This window comes from Parazoarcus communis, assembly GCF_003111665.1.
GTDB classification, from domain to species: domain Bacteria; phylum Pseudomonadota; class Gammaproteobacteria; order Burkholderiales; family Rhodocyclaceae; genus Parazoarcus; species Parazoarcus communis_B.
In genome coordinates, this window is the sequence record NZ_CP022188.1 from 4,234,295 (window position 1) to 4,249,792 (window position 15,498).

14 protein-coding genes are annotated in these 15,498 nt (G+C 63.9%); 4 read left to right on the top strand and 10 right to left on the bottom strand.

The window, feature by feature from the left end:
* Positions 1 to 768 carry a Crp/Fnr family transcriptional regulator gene (locus CEW87_RS19250; RefSeq protein ID WP_108975609.1) on the top strand — a complete coding sequence of 256 codons (768 nt, stop codon included), beginning with the start codon at positions 1 to 3 and terminating at the stop codon, positions 766 to 768.
* On the opposite strand, the gene CEW87_RS19255 is transcribed toward CEW87_RS19250, so the two are convergent.
* From CEW87_RS19255 to nirJ, 3 genes are all read right to left on the bottom strand, one after another.
* A complete protein-coding gene (locus CEW87_RS19255; RefSeq protein WP_108975611.1) occupies positions 765 to 1,994 on the bottom strand; it encodes an MFS transporter in 1,230 nt (409 codons plus the stop codon). The genes CEW87_RS19250 and CEW87_RS19255 overlap by 4 nt on opposite strands.
* Positions 1,995 to 2,136: 142 nt before the next feature.
* Positions 2,137 to 3,708 (bottom strand): cytochrome D1 domain-containing protein, encoded by a 1,572-nt coding sequence (locus CEW87_RS19260; protein ID WP_108977380.1) that lies wholly within the window; start codon positions 3,706 to 3,708, stop codon positions 2,137 to 2,139.
* Positions 3,708 to 4,916 (bottom strand): heme d1 biosynthesis radical SAM protein NirJ, encoded by a 1,209-nt coding sequence (gene nirJ / locus CEW87_RS19265; protein WP_108975613.1) that lies wholly within the window; start codon positions 4,914 to 4,916, stop codon positions 3,708 to 3,710. Before nirJ ends, CEW87_RS19260 begins: the two co-directional genes overlap by 1 nt.
* Positions 4,917 to 5,393: 477 nt before the next feature.
* Between nirJ and CEW87_RS19270 the strand changes: the two genes are divergently transcribed.
* Both CEW87_RS19270 and CEW87_RS19275 read left to right on the top strand, forming a co-directional pair.
* On the top strand, positions 5,394 to 6,140 hold the full coding sequence (locus CEW87_RS19270) for a formate/nitrite transporter family protein (protein WP_234421589.1): 747 nt from the start codon (positions 5,394 to 5,396) through the stop codon (positions 6,138 to 6,140).
* A gap of 52 nt (positions 6,141 to 6,192) precedes the next feature.
* Positions 6,193 to 7,929 carry a bifunctional protein-serine/threonine kinase/phosphatase gene (locus CEW87_RS19275; RefSeq protein ID WP_108975616.1) on the top strand — a complete coding sequence of 579 codons (1,737 nt, stop codon included), beginning with the start codon at positions 6,193 to 6,195 and terminating at the stop codon, positions 7,927 to 7,929.
* 6 nt (positions 7,930 to 7,935) lie between these two features.
* Here CEW87_RS19275 and CEW87_RS19280 read toward each other — a convergent pair whose 3' ends face one another.
* Complete coding sequence (locus CEW87_RS19280; protein ID WP_108975618.1) at positions 7,936 to 8,547, bottom strand: LysE/ArgO family amino acid transporter; 612 nt, start codon at positions 8,545 to 8,547, stop codon at positions 7,936 to 7,938.
* Positions 8,548 to 8,677: 130 nt separating this feature from the next.
* Here CEW87_RS19280 and CEW87_RS19285 point away from each other — a divergent pair, with 130 nt between their 5' ends.
* Positions 8,678 to 9,592, top strand: a complete 915-nt coding sequence (locus tag CEW87_RS19285) for a LysR family transcriptional regulator ArgP (RefSeq protein ID WP_108975620.1) — start codon at positions 8,678 to 8,680, stop codon at positions 9,590 to 9,592.
* 22 nt (positions 9,593 to 9,614) lie between these two features.
* Here CEW87_RS19285 and CEW87_RS19290 read toward each other — a convergent pair whose 3' ends face one another.
* The 6 genes from CEW87_RS19290 to CEW87_RS19310 form a co-directional block, all read right to left on the bottom strand.
* Positions 9,615 to 10,595 carry a DMT family transporter gene (locus CEW87_RS19290; protein WP_108975622.1) on the bottom strand — a complete coding sequence of 327 codons (981 nt, stop codon included), beginning with the start codon at positions 10,593 to 10,595 and terminating at the stop codon, positions 9,615 to 9,617.
* A gap of 108 nt (positions 10,596 to 10,703) precedes the next feature.
* Positions 10,704 to 11,630, bottom strand: a complete 927-nt coding sequence (locus tag CEW87_RS19295; protein ID WP_108975624.1) for an EamA family transporter — start codon at positions 11,628 to 11,630, stop codon at positions 10,704 to 10,706.
* Positions 11,627 to 11,791, bottom strand: coding sequence for a hypothetical protein (locus CEW87_RS22505; protein WP_159098216.1), 165 nt, complete (start codon positions 11,789 to 11,791; stop codon positions 11,627 to 11,629). Before CEW87_RS22505 ends, CEW87_RS19295 begins: the two co-directional genes overlap by 4 nt.
* Before the next feature lie 257 nt (positions 11,792 to 12,048).
* Positions 12,049 to 14,058: a hypothetical protein gene (locus CEW87_RS19300; RefSeq protein WP_108975625.1), complete on the bottom strand. Its 2,010-nt coding sequence runs from the start codon at positions 14,056 to 14,058 to the stop codon at positions 12,049 to 12,051.
* Positions 14,042 to 14,806 (bottom strand): hypothetical protein, encoded by a 765-nt coding sequence (locus CEW87_RS19305; RefSeq protein ID WP_108975627.1) that lies wholly within the window; start codon positions 14,804 to 14,806, stop codon positions 14,042 to 14,044. The genes CEW87_RS19300 and CEW87_RS19305 overlap by 17 nt, the downstream gene beginning before the upstream one ends.
* A gap of 50 nt (positions 14,807 to 14,856) precedes the next feature.
* Entirely contained in the window at positions 14,857 to 15,495 is a 639-nt protein-coding gene (locus CEW87_RS19310; protein ID WP_108975629.1) for a hypothetical protein, read from the bottom strand.
* Positions 15,496 to 15,498 lie beyond the last annotated feature (3 nt).

Here is a 15,498-nt window from a genome sequence, read left to right on the forward strand (position 1 = left end):
ATGAACCGCTGTGACGAATTCTGCCGTGCCGCAATGCAGGACACGGACACCTCGGAACCGGCCGCGCCCGGCGAAAACACGCGTGTCGCCCAGTTGCTCGCCAGTGCCAGCCTGTTTGCCGGCCTGACCCCGGCCGAGATCGCGCCCTTTGCCCGTGGCGCACGCGAGACCTCGGTCACAAAGGGTGACATCCTGTTTCACCGCGGCGACGCCTGCACCGGCTTCCACCTGATCCTCAGCGGTCAGATCAAGCTCGCCTTCATCTCCGCCGAGGGCAACGAGAAGGTGGTCGAGATCCTGAGCCGGGGCCAGAGCTTCGGCGAGGCCGTGATGTTCATGGACAAGCCCTACGTGGTGATGGCGCAGGCGCTGACCGACTGCTCGCTGCTGCACATCGCCAAACAGGTGGTCTTCGACGAAATGGGGCGCGACCCGATCTTCTGCCGCAAGATCATCGCCGGCCTGTCACGGCGGTTGCATCAGCTGATGAGCGACGTCGAGAGCTACTCGCTGCGCTCGGGGCGCGACCGCATCATCGGCTACCTGTTGCGCGAGGAAGGCCTGGGCAGTGACGACGACGTCCTCACCACCGGGCCGGTGTCGATCCGGCTGCCGACCAGCAAGGGCATCATCGCCTCGCGCCTGAACCTGACCCAGGAGCACTTCTCGCGCATTCTCCACGAGCTGATCGAGTCCGGCCTGATCCAGGTTCAGGGCCGCAACATCCACGTACCGGACCTCGGCCGCCTGCGTGCGACCTTGAGCTAGCGCCGCTCGATGTCGGGCAGCAGGACCGTCAGCAAGCCGATCAGCGGCAGAAAGGCACACACCTGATAGACGGTCGCGATGTCGGTCGCATCCGCCAGCCGGCCAAGCAGCGCCGCGCCAATGCCGGCAAGCCCGAACGCGACGCCGAAGAACAGTCCCGATATCGCCCCCACCTTGCCCGGCACGAGCTCCTGCGCGTAGACCAGGATGGCCGAGAATGCCGAGGACAGGATGAGTCCGATCACCCCCGACAGCACCGCGGTCCACATCAGACCGACGTGCGGCAGCATCAGCGCAAACGGTGCCACGCCCAGGATCGATGCCCAGATCACGCGCTTGCGTCCGATGCGATCGCCGACCGGGCCGCCCGCCACCGTGCCCGCGGCAACCGCCAGCAGGAATCCGAACAAGTACATCTGCGCTGTCTGCAGCGGCAGTGCGAACTTCTCCATCAGGTAGAAGGTGTAGTAGTTCTGCAGGCTCGCCATGTAGAAGAACTTGGAGAACATCAGCGCCCCCAGCACAGCGAGCGAAACGATGACCTGACGGCGACTCAGATTGTTGCCGGGGTGCGCCTTCATGCGCTTGCGGAATCCCGCAACGTGCACTGCGGCCCAGCGCGCTACCTGCGACAGCACCACCACGCCGGTCAGCGCCGCAAGCGAGAACCAGGCTGCGCTGCCCTGCCCGAAGGGAACGATGATCAGGGCCGCGAGCAGCGGCCCGAGCGCCGTTCCCAGGTTGCCGCCGATCTGGAACAAGGACTGCGACAGCCCCGGGCGCGCCCCGGCGGCCATGCGCGCCACCCGCGAGGACTCGGGGTGAAAGATCGATGAGCCGATGCCCACCATGGAAGCTGCGAGCAGCACCGCCCCGAAACTCGACGCCTGCGACAGCAACAACAGACCCACCAGGGTAAAGCAGCCGCTCATCGGCAACAGCCAGGGTTTCGGCCTGTGGTCGGTGTACAAACCGATCAGCGGCTGCAGCATCGACGCGGTGAACTGGAACGCCAGGGTGATCATGCCGATCTGCGCAAACGAGAAACCCAGGCCTTGCTTGAGCATCGGATAGATGGCGAGCAGCACCGACTGCATCATGTCGTTGAGCAGATGCGAGAAGCTGATCGCAGCGATCACCACGAAGGTGGTGTTGCTCAGCGCATCGTGCGCAGGCGCCGGCGCTGCATCGGCAAGCGCAGCGTCGGCGGAGAGGGTCTTTTCCATGAAACGGTCCGCGGTTCTGTTCGGGCATGCAGTTTAAGGCGAATATGCTGCGCATACCCGCATTCGATACTGCACACACGCAGTGCCGCCCTGCCGCGCGGATTCACGCGATACCCGAGGATGCCCCTGCCGCATCGGCACGCTAGTGGCTGGTGCCCTCGTCGCGGGTGATCTTGTTCCACACGTTGTACTTGCCCACCGGCTTCTTCATCGGCAGCCGCTTTACTTCTTCCAGCGTCTGCGCATCAAGCACGACGATGGCGCCGTCCTGCTCCCACAGGCTGGCAAGCGCATAGCGCCCATCACGGGTGAATTCGATGTGGGCAAGGGTCTGGCCTGGTTCGGCGGAGATCTCCTTCACCACTTCCAGCGTCTGCTTGTCGATCACCTGCAGGATGTGGCTCGCTTCCCGGCTCATCATCGAATCGACAAAGGCGTAGCGGCTGTTCTCATGGCTGCGCAGGAAGAATCCCGGGCCGCGGGTCGGGATGCGACGGATCACTTCCCAGGTTTTCATGTCGATGACGGTGACCTCGCCCGACTTGAGGTTGGTGCTCGCCATCACCGTGCGCTCAGTGCCCCCGGCGTCGTGCCATGCCCAGGTGATGCCCGACCCGAGGTGCGGCATGCCGTCCAGCGGCAGACTGGCCACCTTGCGCCGTGCATCCAGATTCACCACCTGCCCCTCGCCCTTGCGCGAGGCACCCATCACCTGACGGTAATCCTGATCGAAGTAGAAGTCGTCGAGCACATCCTCCAGCGGCGTGCGGCGGGCGTTGAGGAAGCCGGGCTTGGCCACACCCTCCTTCATCCGGTAGTCGTGCACATAGCCATCGAAGATAGGCTCGGCCTTTTCGTCGTAGCTGATCTCCCACAGCTCCGGAATATCCTTCATCGCCGCGACAAAGCTCTTGCGCGGTGCGGCGTCATAGACCGCCGAGACACGCGAGCTGCGGCTGCCGTCGAGTGTCGTCGCGTCCATTACCTTGAGCAGATTGAGCTCGGCGTCGAACAGCACCAGATCCTGCGGCAGGTAGTTGGCTGCGATCACGAAGCGCCCGTCGGACGACACCGCCACATTGCGGGTGTTGATGCCCGCGCGTACTTCGGCGATGACTTTCAGATTCCACAGATCGAACTTGGTGATCCAGCCATCCCGCGAGGCGAAGAACACATAACGCCCGTCGGCAGTGAACTTCGGTCCGCCATGCAGGGCGAAGCGGGACTGGAAGCGGTAGATGGGTTCGAGCCTGTCGCCATCGAGTACCGACACGTGATGGTCACCGGTTTCCACCACCAGAAAGAGGTTGAGCGGGTCGGCACTGAACACGGGCTTTGGCGACAGCGTCGCGGGGTCGGTGTGCTGGATGCGCGAGGCGCGGATGTCGGACTCGGTCCACCTGGGCGCTGGCGTGACCGGTGTATAGATCCATTCGGCAAGGGCCGCGATCTCGTCCTTGCTCAAGACCTCGGCAAACGCCGGCATCTGCGTGGCTGCGCGCCCACCTGTGATGACCTTGACCGCCTCGCCCTTGCGCAGCCGGGCGAGATTGTCGGGCAGCAGCGCCGGGCCCATGCTGCCCAGACGATCCGGCGCATGACAGGCCGCACAATGCTGCTGGTAGTTCCTGGCGGTGGCCGGCACGCCCTCTTCTGCCACCGCGGGCAGTGCCAGTGTGATCAGCAGGGCTGCGATCGATGTCCGGACCCGCATCATGAGCCTACCTTTTCGATTCGCGTCCATGGCGTGTTGAGCACTCGCACGGAGCCGTAGTCCGCCGCATCCACGCCGATCTCCGCATCGCTCAGATAGCACGCGGGGTCTTCCGCCCACGGGTTGCCGGTGATCTGTTCCGCACGCACGCGCGAACTGCCATTGCAGATGTCGAGATACCTGCAGGCGCCGCACCGCCCCTCGAGCTTGCGCGGATGCGGCTTGAGCCCGGCCAGCAGCGGATTCGACAGATCGTTCCAGATCTCGCCAAAGGCCCGCTCCCGCACATTGCCCAGAGGGATGTGCCACCACATGGTGTCCGGGTGAACCACGCCGAGGTTGTCGATGTTCGCGACGTTCACGCCACTGGCGTTGCCACCCCACTGGCGCAGCTTGCCCTCGATATGTTCGGCATGCTGCGGAAAGCGGCTCCGCACCCAGTGCAGCAGGAACACGCCATCGGCGTCGTTGTTTCCGGTCACGAAGTCCTTCTCGATGCCGCGCTGGTGAAGTTCGAGACAGGTTTCAAACAGAAGCTCCATGGCGTCGCGGGTGGTGCGGTGCTGGGCATCGTCGCCACGGTGCTTGTTGCCGCGTCCGGCGTAATTGAGGTGGGAGAAGTAGAACTTGTCGATCGCCTCCTCCTCCACCAGTCGCAGCAGTCCGCGCAGGTCGTGGGCGTTGTCCTCGGTCATGGTGTAGCGCACGCCGACCTTGATCCCGCGCTCAACGCACAGACGGATGCCCGCCATCGAAGCATCGAATGCGCCGGCCTTGCGCCGGAAGCGGTCATGGGTGTCGGCAATGCCGTCGAGACTGACGCCAACGTAGTCGAAACCGATGTCGTCGATCGCGTCGATATTGCCTTCGTTGATCAGCGTGCCATTGGACGAGAGGGCAACATAGAACCCCATCTCCTTGGCCTGCCGGGCAATGTCGAAAATGTCCGCTCGCAGCAGCGGCTCACCGCCCGACAGGATCAGCACCGGTACCCGCGCCGCCTTGAGGTCACCCATCACCCGGTACACCTCGTCGGTAGACAGCTCCCCGGCGAAGTCCGTATCCGCAGAAATCGAGTAACAGTGCTTGCAGGTCAGGTTGCAGCGCCGGATCAGGTTCCAGATGACGACCGGCCCGGGCGGATTGCGCCGGGGCGCAACCGGGGTGGGATGATCAAGCTCGCGGATGAACTGGGATATGCGGAACATGACGGTCTGGCCTCCTGGTTCTCCGGATTACACCGCACCACGACATGACAATAAATGATGCGGGTCAAGCAAGGGGCTTAATCCTCCTGCCCCAGTACGTTTTGCATCGCACCAAAATCACGCAGCTCACGCGCCCCGCGCCCCAATCGGGGGAGCAAAATGCGCTTCAGAAGTGGTCACTCGAAGCGAAAACCCCGGATTCATGGGGATTCTCCGACTGGCACGCTACATGCTTTTTGTAAGCCAACTCAGGTCAACGACGGCCTGAGGCATGTGCGACAGGGCATCAACCTGAATCAGCGCTGCAAATGGACAACGGCGTCCATTTCCGCCCCCTCCTTCACGAGGGCGTGGAGATGGACGCCTTTTTGCGTTCACACGGCTTACTCACCACTCACCCAGGGGAAAACCATGTCATATATCGCGCCCGCAGAGTTCGTCACCAAAATGGTTGACGCAGGAGAGTCGAAGATTTTCATGTCGACTCGCGACACACTGGTCCGCGCCTACATGGCCGGCGCCATTCTTGCGCTGGCCGCGGCCTTCGCGGTCACCATCACCGTGCAGACGGGACAACCGCTTGCCGGCGCCATGCTGTTCCCGGTCGGCTTCTGCCTGTTGTATCTGCTGGGCTTCGACCTGCTTACCGGCGTGTTCACGCTCTGCCCGCTCGCGCTCATCGACAAGCGCCCTGGTGTCACCGTCAATGGCGTGTTGCGCAACTGGGGCCTGGTGTTCGTCGGCAACTTCGCCGGCGCGCTGACCGTCGCGGTGATGATGGCGATCATCTTCACCTTCGGCTTCACCGAAGCACCCAGCATCGTTGGCCAGAAGATCGGCTCCATCGGTGAAGGCCGCACCGTCGGTTACGCAGAACACGGTGCGGCCGGCATGCTCACGCTGTTCATCCGCGGCGTGCTGTGCAACTGGATGGTATCGACCGGCGTTGTCGCCGCGATGATGTCGACCAGCGTGTCGGGCAAGGTCATCGGCATGTGGATGCCGATCATGCTGTTCTTCTACATGGGCTTCGAGCATTCCATCGTAAACATGTTCCTGTTCCCGTCCGGCCTGATGCTCGGCGGCAACTTCTCGATCTACGACTACCTGGTGTGGAACGAAATCCCGACCGTCGTCGGCAACCTGGTTGGCGGCCTCGCCTTCGTCGGCCTCACGCTCTACTCCACCCACGTGCGCACCGCCCCCAAGCGCAGCGCCGTCTGAACCATCATCCGGCACACGGGCTCCGCAATTCGCGGGGCCCTGCCCATGACAGATGTCGAGCACACTCTCACTGAGCACCGGCCAGTACTCCGACAAGGGGCGCAAGGAAATCAATCAGGATTTTCATGGCCTGTGCATTCCCGACGCCCCGCTGCTGAACACGAAGGGCATCGCCATCGCCCTTGCTGACGGCATCAGCAGCAGCGATGTCAGCCATGTTGCCAGCGCAGCCGCGGTCCGGAGCTTTCTTGACGATTACTACTGCACCTCGGAAGCATGGACGGTCAAGACCGCTGCGCAGCGCGTGCTGGAAGCGACCAACTCCTGGCTGTACGCGCAGACCCGGCAGAGCCCGTACCGCTACGACGGGGACCGTGGTTATGTGTGCACGCTCAGCGCACTGATCGTCAAATCCGCAACGGCACACATCTTCCATATCGGCGACAGCCGGATCTACCGCCTGCGGGACGCCAATCTCGAACAACTCACCGACGACCATCGAATCGTCGTGTCGCAGGACACACACTACCTCGCCCGCGCCCTTGGCATTTCCGCACAACTGGATATCGACTATCAGCGCCTTGCAGTGAAAGAGGGCGACATCTTCGTTCTTGCCACCGACGGGGTGTACGAATTCGCCTCGCCCCGGTTCATCGTCGACGCCATCAACGAGGCCGCGATGGATCTCGACGCAGCGGCGCGATGTATCGCCGAAGAAGCCTTCGCCAAAGGCAGCACGGACAATCTGACCGTCCAGATCGCGCGCGTCGACACCCTGCCCGACGGGACGGCTGCCGAACACAGGCAGCAATGGCTTGACCTGCCACCCGCCCCGATCCTCCAGCCGCGCATGCTGTTCGACGGCTACCGGATCATTCGTGAAATTCACGGCAACAGCCGCAGCCACATCTACCTGGCCGAGGACGGCGATGGCGCCACACGGGTGGCGATCAAGATCCCCTCGGTCGATCTGCGCGGCGACCCCGCCTATCTGGAAAGATTCATGCTGGAAGAATGGATCGCGCGCCGCATCAACAGCGCGCACGTCCTCAAACCCAGCACGCTGAAGCGGCAGCGCACCGCGCTCTATGTCGTCACCGAGTTCATCGAAGGCCAGACGCTGGCGCAATGGATGATCGACAACCCGGCGCCGCCGATCGAAACCGTGCGCGGCATCGTCGAACAGATCGCGAAAGGCCTGCTCGCCTTCCATCGCATGGAAATGCTGCACCAGGACCTGCGCCCGAACAACATCATGATCGACAAGGCCGGCACGGTGAAGATCATCGATTTCGGTGCGACGCGAGTTGCCGGCCTGATCGAATCTGAAACGACGACCCTGCAGCCGCACATTCTCGGCACCGCCCAGTACACCGCGCCGGAATACTTTCTCGGCGAAGCGGGTACGCCCTGCGCTGACCTGTTCTCGCTTGGCGTGATCACTTACCAGATGCTGAGCGGCCGCCTACCCTACGGCGCCGAAGTGGCAAAAACCCGCAGCAAGGCCGCGCAGCGAAAGCTGAAGTACGCCTCGGTGCTGGACGACTACCGCGAGATTCCGGCCTGGATGGACCCCGTCCTCGCCAAGGCCGTTCACCCGGACCCGAACAAGCGCTACCAGGAACTCTCCGAATTCATCTACGACCTCAGGCACCCCAACAACACGCTGCTGGGCAAGGGGCCGCCGCCGCTCATCGAACGCAATCCGCTGGTGTTCTGGCAAGCCCTGTCGTTCTGTCTGAGCCTGCTCGTGCTGCTGCTGTTGAGCACCAGTTCGCTGGTGAAATAGGCGACCTCAGGCAGACAGGATCAGCCACGCCGCGATGCCCCACAGCATCAGGGCCACGCCGCCATCGAGAACCTGCCATGCACGCGGGCGCCTGAACACCGGGGCCAGCAACCTTGCGCCGTAGCCCAGCAGCACGAACCAGCACACCGAACCGGCAATCGCACCCGCGGTGAACAACGGACGCAATTCCGCCGCCTGGCTGTTGCCGATTGAACCCAGCAACACCACGGTATCGAGATAGGCATGAGGATTGAGCAGGCTGAAGCCGGCAGCCGTCAGCAGTGCCTGGCGCCAGGTCAGGCTGCGACGCTGACCGGCGTCCGCCTGCAGGCTGCCACCCGCAAGTGCCGAGCGCAGTGAACGCAGACCGTACCAGCCCAGAAAAGCCGCGCCGCCGTAGCGGGCCGCCTCCATCCAGTCGGGATTGGCCGAGAACACTGCACCCAGTCCGTTCATGCCGAGCAGAATCAGGCTGATGTCGCACAGGACCGACACCACGACCGTGAGCAGCACATGTTCGCCGCGCAGCCCCTGACGCAGCACATGTGCGTTCTGTGCGCCGATGGCCATGATGAGTCCGAGGGTCAGCATAAACCCGTTCAGAAAGCCGGCATTCATGATCAAGCTCCAGTGAGTCCCAGACCGCCTGTGCCACGTCGCCGGATCGGTCTGGGTGCATGAAATGTAGATGCACCCAGACCTTAAAATAAGTAATATCGTTAAATATCGTTTTACATGATTTTTTCTAATGTTAGACCTGCGTCTGCAAGCTTTCGAGGCGGTGCTCAAGGAAGGTGGCTTCGAGCGCGCTGCGCGCCATCTGAATCTGACCCAGTCTGCGGTTTCACAACGGGTGAAGCTGCTCGAGGCCGAGCTCGGGCAGGCGCTGCTGGTGCGCAGCAAGCCTGTGCAACCCACCCCCGCCGGCCGTCGCCTGCTGCCCTATCTGACCCAGCTCAGGCTCGTCGAGGCCGAGGCCCAGCGAGCCTTGCGCCCGGGCGCCAAAGGGCAGCCACTGCGCCTGCCGGTCGGGCTCAATGCGGACAGCCTGGCGACGTGGTTCCTGCCCGCGGTCGAACACGTGGTGCGGGAAGAGCGCCTGGTGCTCGACTGCGTGGTCGATGACCAGGACCACACCCACACCCTGCTGGCAAACGGCGACGTACTCGGTTGCGTGAGCACCCGCGCCGACCCGATGCGCGGTTGCGCAGTGATGCGACTCGGCGTGATGCGTTACCTGTGCGTCGCCTCACCCGAATTTCGCGCCAGACACTTTCCTTCGGGCCTCACCCGGGCAGCACTCGCGCGCGCACCGGCCATCGTCTATGGCCGCAACGACGACATGCACGATCTCTTCCTGCGCAACCAGTTCGGTCTCGACGTGGGCCACTACCCCTACCACGTCGTCCCCTCATCCGAAGGCTTCGTGGCATTTGCACTGAACGCGCTCGGCTACGGCTTCGTACCCGAAATTCAGGTCCGCGACGCGCTTGAAGCAGGCAGCCTCGTCGATCTCGCACCCAAGCAGCAGGAAACCGTAGAGTTGTACTGGCACCACTGGCAGGTTCAGTCCTCGGTGATGGCGCAGTTCTCGCGGGATCTCGTCACCGGCGCCGCACGCGCGCTGGAACTGCCGTCCGTCGATGACACGGCGGCACGCTGATCGCAGTTTCCGTGCGCACAGCCTAAGTCCTCGCGCGGTTCGCGAGAGTGACGCCGATCGCCGCCAGCGCACCACCGACGACCATGGATATCAGGATCGTCTCGCCCAGCACCAGGGCCCCCAGAATGACGCCGAAAGCGGGCACCAGATTGGTAAACACCGCCGCGCGGGACGCGCCGATGGCCTTGATCCCTTCGTAATACCAGACGAAACCCACGACCGTGCCGAACACCCCAAGGTAGACCATTGAGCCCCACACCTCCCATCCGAATGTGTGCCAGTCACTCGGCCTGAACTCCCACACAGCACCAACGGACAGAAACACAAGCCCCCACATTGCCGCATACGTCGTGGCCGCGATCGGGCTCAGATCCTTGAGCGCCTTGCGCCCGATCAGCGTGTATGCGGCCCAGTTCATCACCGCGATGAACATGAGCGTTTCACCTTTTCCGATCGAGCGTCCGAAATCGTATGCCACGGTCAGCAGTTCGCCGCGGGTGATGACGACTGCGGCACCCACGAAAGCGATGCCGAAGCCGAGCCATTTGATGCGTCCCAGACGCTCGTGAAACAGGAGACTGGCAAACACGGCCGTCGCAATCGGGTTCAGCGCGACCAGCAGGGCCGTCCGCCCTGCCGGCATATGTGAAAGCGCCGCCAGAAAGCAGACGTTGTAAAGAAAGATCCCGGTGAACCCGAGTGCAGCGGTCACCAGTACCTGCGACCCGCGCAGCCGGGGCAGACCACCTTCAAACTTCCACGCCACGAGCAGCAACAACACCACCGCGATCGCGAACCGCCCTGTTGCCGCCGCCATCAGCGGCATCTCCTGAGCAAGCACCCGCCCCGCGATGAAGGTGCCGCCCCAGAACAGCGCCACCATCACCAGCTTGACATACACCCACAGGCTGACGCCTTCAGCAGGCCTTGAGGCAGGCTGTTCGGGGGCCGCCTCGATGGCAATTGCGGGCAGAGGCGAAGGGCATGACACGTCGGTATTCATGATCGTACTGAGATGAATGAAGTCGGAAGCAACTTGGCTAGATCGATATCCTATTACTTATCCCAGCTCGTGAATTCGAGACAGGCAGAAATCTGGCAGCGAAGTCATTCAGGAGCGGAGCTGCACAAGCTTCAGAACTCTGGCACCAAACATCACCACGAAGAGCGAGAGTCCGATGAATGCGACGCCGATCGCTTGCCACACCCCAATCGTCTCGCCAAAGGTCAGCATGCCGGCCACGAGGCCGATCACCGGGACACCGAGGCTGAAAGGTGCGACACGATTGGCCGGATGACGCTTCAGTAGGTGGGTCCATAGCCCGTATGCGGTGATGGTGGCGAGCCAGCCCAGATAGGCCACGCCAAGCCAGCCAGTCACGGACGCATTGGTCCAGTTCGACTGCGCTTCGACCGGGTCGAATACCCAGCTCATCATCACGAACGGAACAATCGGTGTCAGGCTCGACCAGACCACGAACTGGAACGGGTTGTACCCCGGGTTGCTGCGCTGCAGATTGCGCGCGACGATATTCGATACGCCCCACATCGCGGCCGCGCTCAGGGTCAGCACGAAGCCGCTGATGGTCATCTGCGTGGCCGTCACATCATGCGCGGCGAGGAAGCTCATCGCGAAACACAGCAGCCCCAGACCGGCGAAAACCAGACCACCGGTGAGCTGTCGCGTCAGCCGTTCGTTGAGCAGGAAGAAGGCAATGATGGTGGTGAAGAACACCTGCGTCTGCATCAGCACCGACGCCAGGGCCGAGCTCATCCCAAGCTCAAAGCCGAGGAACAGCAGTCCGAACTGCCCGACGCCCTGAGCCAGACCGTAAGCGGCAAGCCAGCGCCACGGCACCTTGGGCCGGGGGACGAAGAAGATGAGTGGCACGAGCGCAAACACGTAGCGCGCAGCCCCGAGCTGCCATGGGGTGAAGTCGCGCAGCGCAAGTTTCATGGCCACGAAGTTGAGACCCCAGATCACGACGACCGCAAGCGCTGCCGCCAGATCGCGACCACTGAGTGCCTGAGTGTTCATGTCAGCACCACCGACTGAGAAAGCGTCCGGGCAGGCGCGTCGAACGCAGCGCCATCGGCCGTCCCGTTTTCGTGTATCGAGGCGGTGGTTTCGCGGCCGTGCCAGCACGAGCCAAGCCCTGACGCCAGGCGGACGTCGAGCATGTTTTCGACGTGGATCATCGAAATTCCTTCAAAGCATGGAGATTCAGCAGCAGAAGTGGAACAGGCAGCAGCCGTCCCATCGTATTGCTGGGGATGATAGGGTCACCGGGGCTGCGCGGCTGGATCCAGTCGCAGAGGGCTATGGGTCCAGAGCAGGGTCCGTCGCGGGGTCCATCACGCGTGCGTGATGGTTTGCGCGGGTTTGCGCGGGTTTGCGCGCCTCGGGCACGGCTCATTTTACAACCCCGACCCCGGCGCGGGCGGCTGTGTGACGATCAGCCCCGCATGTGCCGGGCGCTTAAACCGGCCATCAGCGCGCGCGCAAGCACGATCGTGGCAATCAGCGCGGCGATCCATGCCCACCCGCTTGTCTGCGTCTCGACCACCACGCTGTTGCCCGCCGTTGCGGCGAAGACGCGTCGTGGCTGCGCGGGATCGACCGCGAGGACGGTAATCGAGGGCAGATCCGCCCCCTTGCTGATGCTCCGCCAGCTCAGGCCGGCGTCGTACGTGCGAAAGATCCGCCCCGACCGCCCACCGGCATACAGCCTTGTCGAATCTTCCGGGTCGATGGCGACGGCGCGGATGAAGGGATCGGTGAGTCCGGAATTGAGCGCACGCCAGTGTTCGCCACCGTCCGCCGAACGAAGGACGCCGCCCCCCTCGGTCGCCGCATAGATGACGGCGGGGCTGATGAGCGGGTCGATTGCTAGTGCCTGTATGTCGGGCTGCTGCAGCCCGGTGTTGAGCGCCCGCCAGTTCGTCCCGCCCGCTGCCCCTTTGTAAATGCCCTTGCTGGTCGCGACGTAGACCGTGTCGGGAAACAGCGGATCGAACACGATGTGCTGGATCACCGCGCCGCTGAAATCCGCAAGCGTGTCCCAGTGCTGCCCGCCATCCCGGGTGGCGAAGAGCTGCCCCGCGGCCCCGCCCGCGAGCATGACACCCGTCGAACGCGGATGCACGGCGAGTGCAAGAAGCGGAGAACCTGCGCCCTGCCCCACCGCCAGCCAGTGCGCGCCCCGGTCGTGAGACACCAACACCAGACCGCGCCCGGTCACGGCGTACACCCTTGAACGAAGCACTGGATCAGGCACGACTGCGCTCACCCACGCATCCGGAATGCCGCGCCCGGCCTCCCACGTGCGCCCGCCATCGACAGACCGGAACGCACCCGAATACCGGCTGCCGACATGAATGACCTGTGGCAGCGCGCCCGTGCCTCCCGGATCGATGACCAGCGCTTCGACCTGCACGTTGTGCAGACCACGATTGGCAGCACGCCAGCTCGCGCCAGCGTCGCGCGACATCTCTACACCCGCGAACCTCGTGCCTGCATGGATGTGCCCAGGCAGGCGTGCGTCGGTGGCGAGCGCCTCAATCGGCGTACCTCTCCGCCATGCTGCGACTGCCTGCCAGCTCCGTGCGCCGTCGACCGAGCGGAACATCTCGCCCGACTGCGCTCCGGCATGGAGGGTGCCGCCTGACGCCCGCGCCAGCCCGGTCACCATGGCGTCGTCGAGCCCAAGGCTCGCGTCAGCCCAGGTCTTGCCGTCGTCACGGGAGACAAGAACGCCGTTGCCCGGCAGCGCAACAAGGATCGCACCGGACGCGGGATCGACGAGCACGTCCTGCACATACCATGTCGGCACACCGACGCCGACCCAGCGCGGTGACCCCGGGCGCAGGCGGTAAAGCCCCGCGCCGGTGCCGGCATAGACGGTGCCGGGCGCCCGCATGTCCGTCGCCAGCACGTTCACGAAAGCATCGTTCAGTCCCGTGGAATACGCATGCCAGCTTTCACACGCGTCGTCAGAGCGGTAGATCCCGCCACCGAAGCTGGCGACCAGCAAGGCGGCAGGATTCGTGGGGTCAATGACGATCGAGCGCAGCGCCGGCACATCGAGGCCGGCATTGCATGCCCGCCAGCTGCGGCCCCGGTCTGCGCTGCGGAAAACGCCCCTGGAGTCCGTGGCAGCAAAAAGCCGCGAAGGCGTCAGCGCTCCGGCTGCGATATCCACCACCGTCACCCCCGCCAGACCGGCATTCGCCCGCTGCCAGCTCTGCGCACCGTCGAGCGAACGGAACACGCCCCCTTTCAGTGTGCCCGCATACAGCACCCGCGCATCCAGACGATCGAAAGCAATGGTGCGCACCGACCCCCCTTCAGGACCGATGGATGTCCATCCCCCGCTCCACCCGGCACTGCAAGCCCAAAGCACGAACGCCGCCCAGGCCGCGATGACGAGGCTCGCACCCAGGGGCAGCTCAGAGCGCAAGCTCATGGATGAACACACCGACGTCATCGGCGAGCTTCTTCCTGATCTGCAGCGCAACCGGGGCATGCGCGGCGAGATCGAGCGAGCAGCGGTAAATGCTTGCGCCGTAGCGGGTCGTACGCCGGTCGAACACATGCTTCAGCAGCTGAGTGACCCGCAGCCCGGTATGGAAATGAATGCAGATGAGCGTCGTTTCGATGCGCTGGGCGAGTTGGGAGCAGGTCCCGACATGAAAGCAGCCCGCATCGCTCGAGTGGCTGCTCTGGTCAAACACCGCAGGCACCCTGTGCCGGGCCGATGCAAGGGTGGCGTCGGCTGCACGCTGTTCGGCGGCACTCGCATTCATCTGCAGCAGGGCCAGCCCAAGCTCGCCAACGGTGAAGCGTTCGAGTACGGGTGGTGCGCAGTCGAGCACTTCTACCGTCCACCCGACGTTCTGCATCACGAGCAGATAGAAGCGGTGCCAGTGGTCGAAATCACGCTCGCGGTCGAAACGCTCGTCCGCGCCAAGCTGCGCAAAGAGCAAGGCATCCAGCACATCGGCCCGTGCCGCCTGATCGACCCCGGCGACAAAGGAGACAAGACTGCCCTTCGCAACGTAAGCCGTCTGTTCCCCGCTGCCGCCGTCGGCCGTCATCCCCCGCATGGCCGGCAGCAGGTGCCCGCTGAAGGCACGTCCCACATGCACCTGGGCTGGCGGAGCAAGCGGCAGGCTGTCGACGAAGGCGATCTGTCCCTGAGTGTCGATTCGCAACGGTTCTCGCTCCCATCGTTAGCGCACGCCGGACCGGGCGTCGGGGTCGGTCAGCGTCGGTTCGCAGCGTCCTCCAGCTCCCGGTAGCGGCGCAGCAACACCGGCCGGACGCTTTCGAACATCAGCATGTTGAGCCTGGCCACCCAGATGGCAAGCCGGAACGCGTGACGCGCCGGCGCTTGCGCAGCCTGCACCTCCGGCAGTAGCGCAGGCGCGGGCGACTCGCGTGCCTCGGGCGGCAGCGCCACGAGCAGGATTGAGGTCAGCAGGGGCGATCCGTTCGCATCCGCTTCCACGAGCCCGACCCAGCACGGCCTGTGCGGCCAGTCGTCCAGCGCCTGTAGCTTTCCGGTCAGCCCGCGGACCAGAGGATGATCGCCAAGCGCCTGCCTCAGGATGCGCCTCGCAGCCCCTTCCTGCGTCTCATCGGGCACCTCGTACTCGGTCTGCCAGGCACGCTCGACCGTCACCCAGCCCAGCTTCGACAGGGTCTTCTCGCAGGTATCGAGCCAATCGTCGGGCCGCCCGTCGATGGACACGCCGGCATGGGCCGCATGCGCTTCAGCCGCCCAGCTCGTCAGCGTCACCGCATCCCGGATCTCGTCGGATACGTCGGTGCCGAACGCGAAGATCAGACCGTCGGAGACGCGGACCGCACGTTGCGACTCGAGAAAGCATTCTGCGGTCATCAA

Bases quoted from the DNA above. Each gene is read 5' to 3' on its own strand.
- CEW87_RS19310 (WP_108975629.1), bottom strand. From the start codon at position 15,495: ATGACCGCAGAATGCTTTCTCGAGTCGCAACGTGCGGTCCGCGTCTCC.
- CEW87_RS19290 (WP_108975622.1), bottom strand. From the start codon at position 10,595: ATGAATACCGACGTGTCATGCCCTTCGCCTCTGCCCGCAATTGCCATC.
- CEW87_RS19280 (WP_108975618.1), bottom strand. From the start codon at position 8,547: ATGAATGCCGGCTTTCTGAACGGGTTTATGCTGACCCTCGGACTCATC.
- CEW87_RS22505 (WP_159098216.1), bottom strand. From the start codon at position 11,791: ATGATCCACGTCGAAAACATGCTCGACGTCCGCCTGGCGTCAGGGCTT.
- CEW87_RS19300 (WP_108975625.1), bottom strand. From the start codon at position 14,058: ATGAGCTTGCGCTCTGAGCTGCCCCTGGGTGCGAGCCTCGTCATCGCG.
- nirJ (WP_108975613.1), bottom strand. From the start codon at position 4,916: ATGTTCCGCATATCCCAGTTCATCCGCGAGCTTGATCATCCCACCCCG.
- CEW87_RS19270 (WP_234421589.1), top strand. From the start codon at position 5,394: ATGTCGACTCGCGACACACTGGTCCGCGCCTACATGGCCGGCGCCATT.
- CEW87_RS19295 (WP_108975624.1), bottom strand. From the start codon at position 11,630: ATGAACACTCAGGCACTCAGTGGTCGCGATCTGGCGGCAGCGCTTGCG.
- CEW87_RS19255 (WP_108975611.1), bottom strand. From the start codon at position 1,994: ATGGAAAAGACCCTCTCCGCCGACGCTGCGCTTGCCGATGCAGCGCCG.
- CEW87_RS19250 (WP_108975609.1), top strand. From the start codon at position 1: ATGAACCGCTGTGACGAATTCTGCCGTGCCGCAATGCAGGACACGGAC.
- CEW87_RS19275 (WP_108975616.1), top strand. From the start codon at position 6,193: ATGTCGAGCACACTCTCACTGAGCACCGGCCAGTACTCCGACAAGGGG.
- CEW87_RS19285 (WP_108975620.1), top strand. From the start codon at position 8,678: ATGTTAGACCTGCGTCTGCAAGCTTTCGAGGCGGTGCTCAAGGAAGGT.
- CEW87_RS19260 (WP_108977380.1), bottom strand. From the start codon at position 3,708: ATGCGGGTCCGGACATCGATCGCAGCCCTGCTGATCACACTGGCACTG.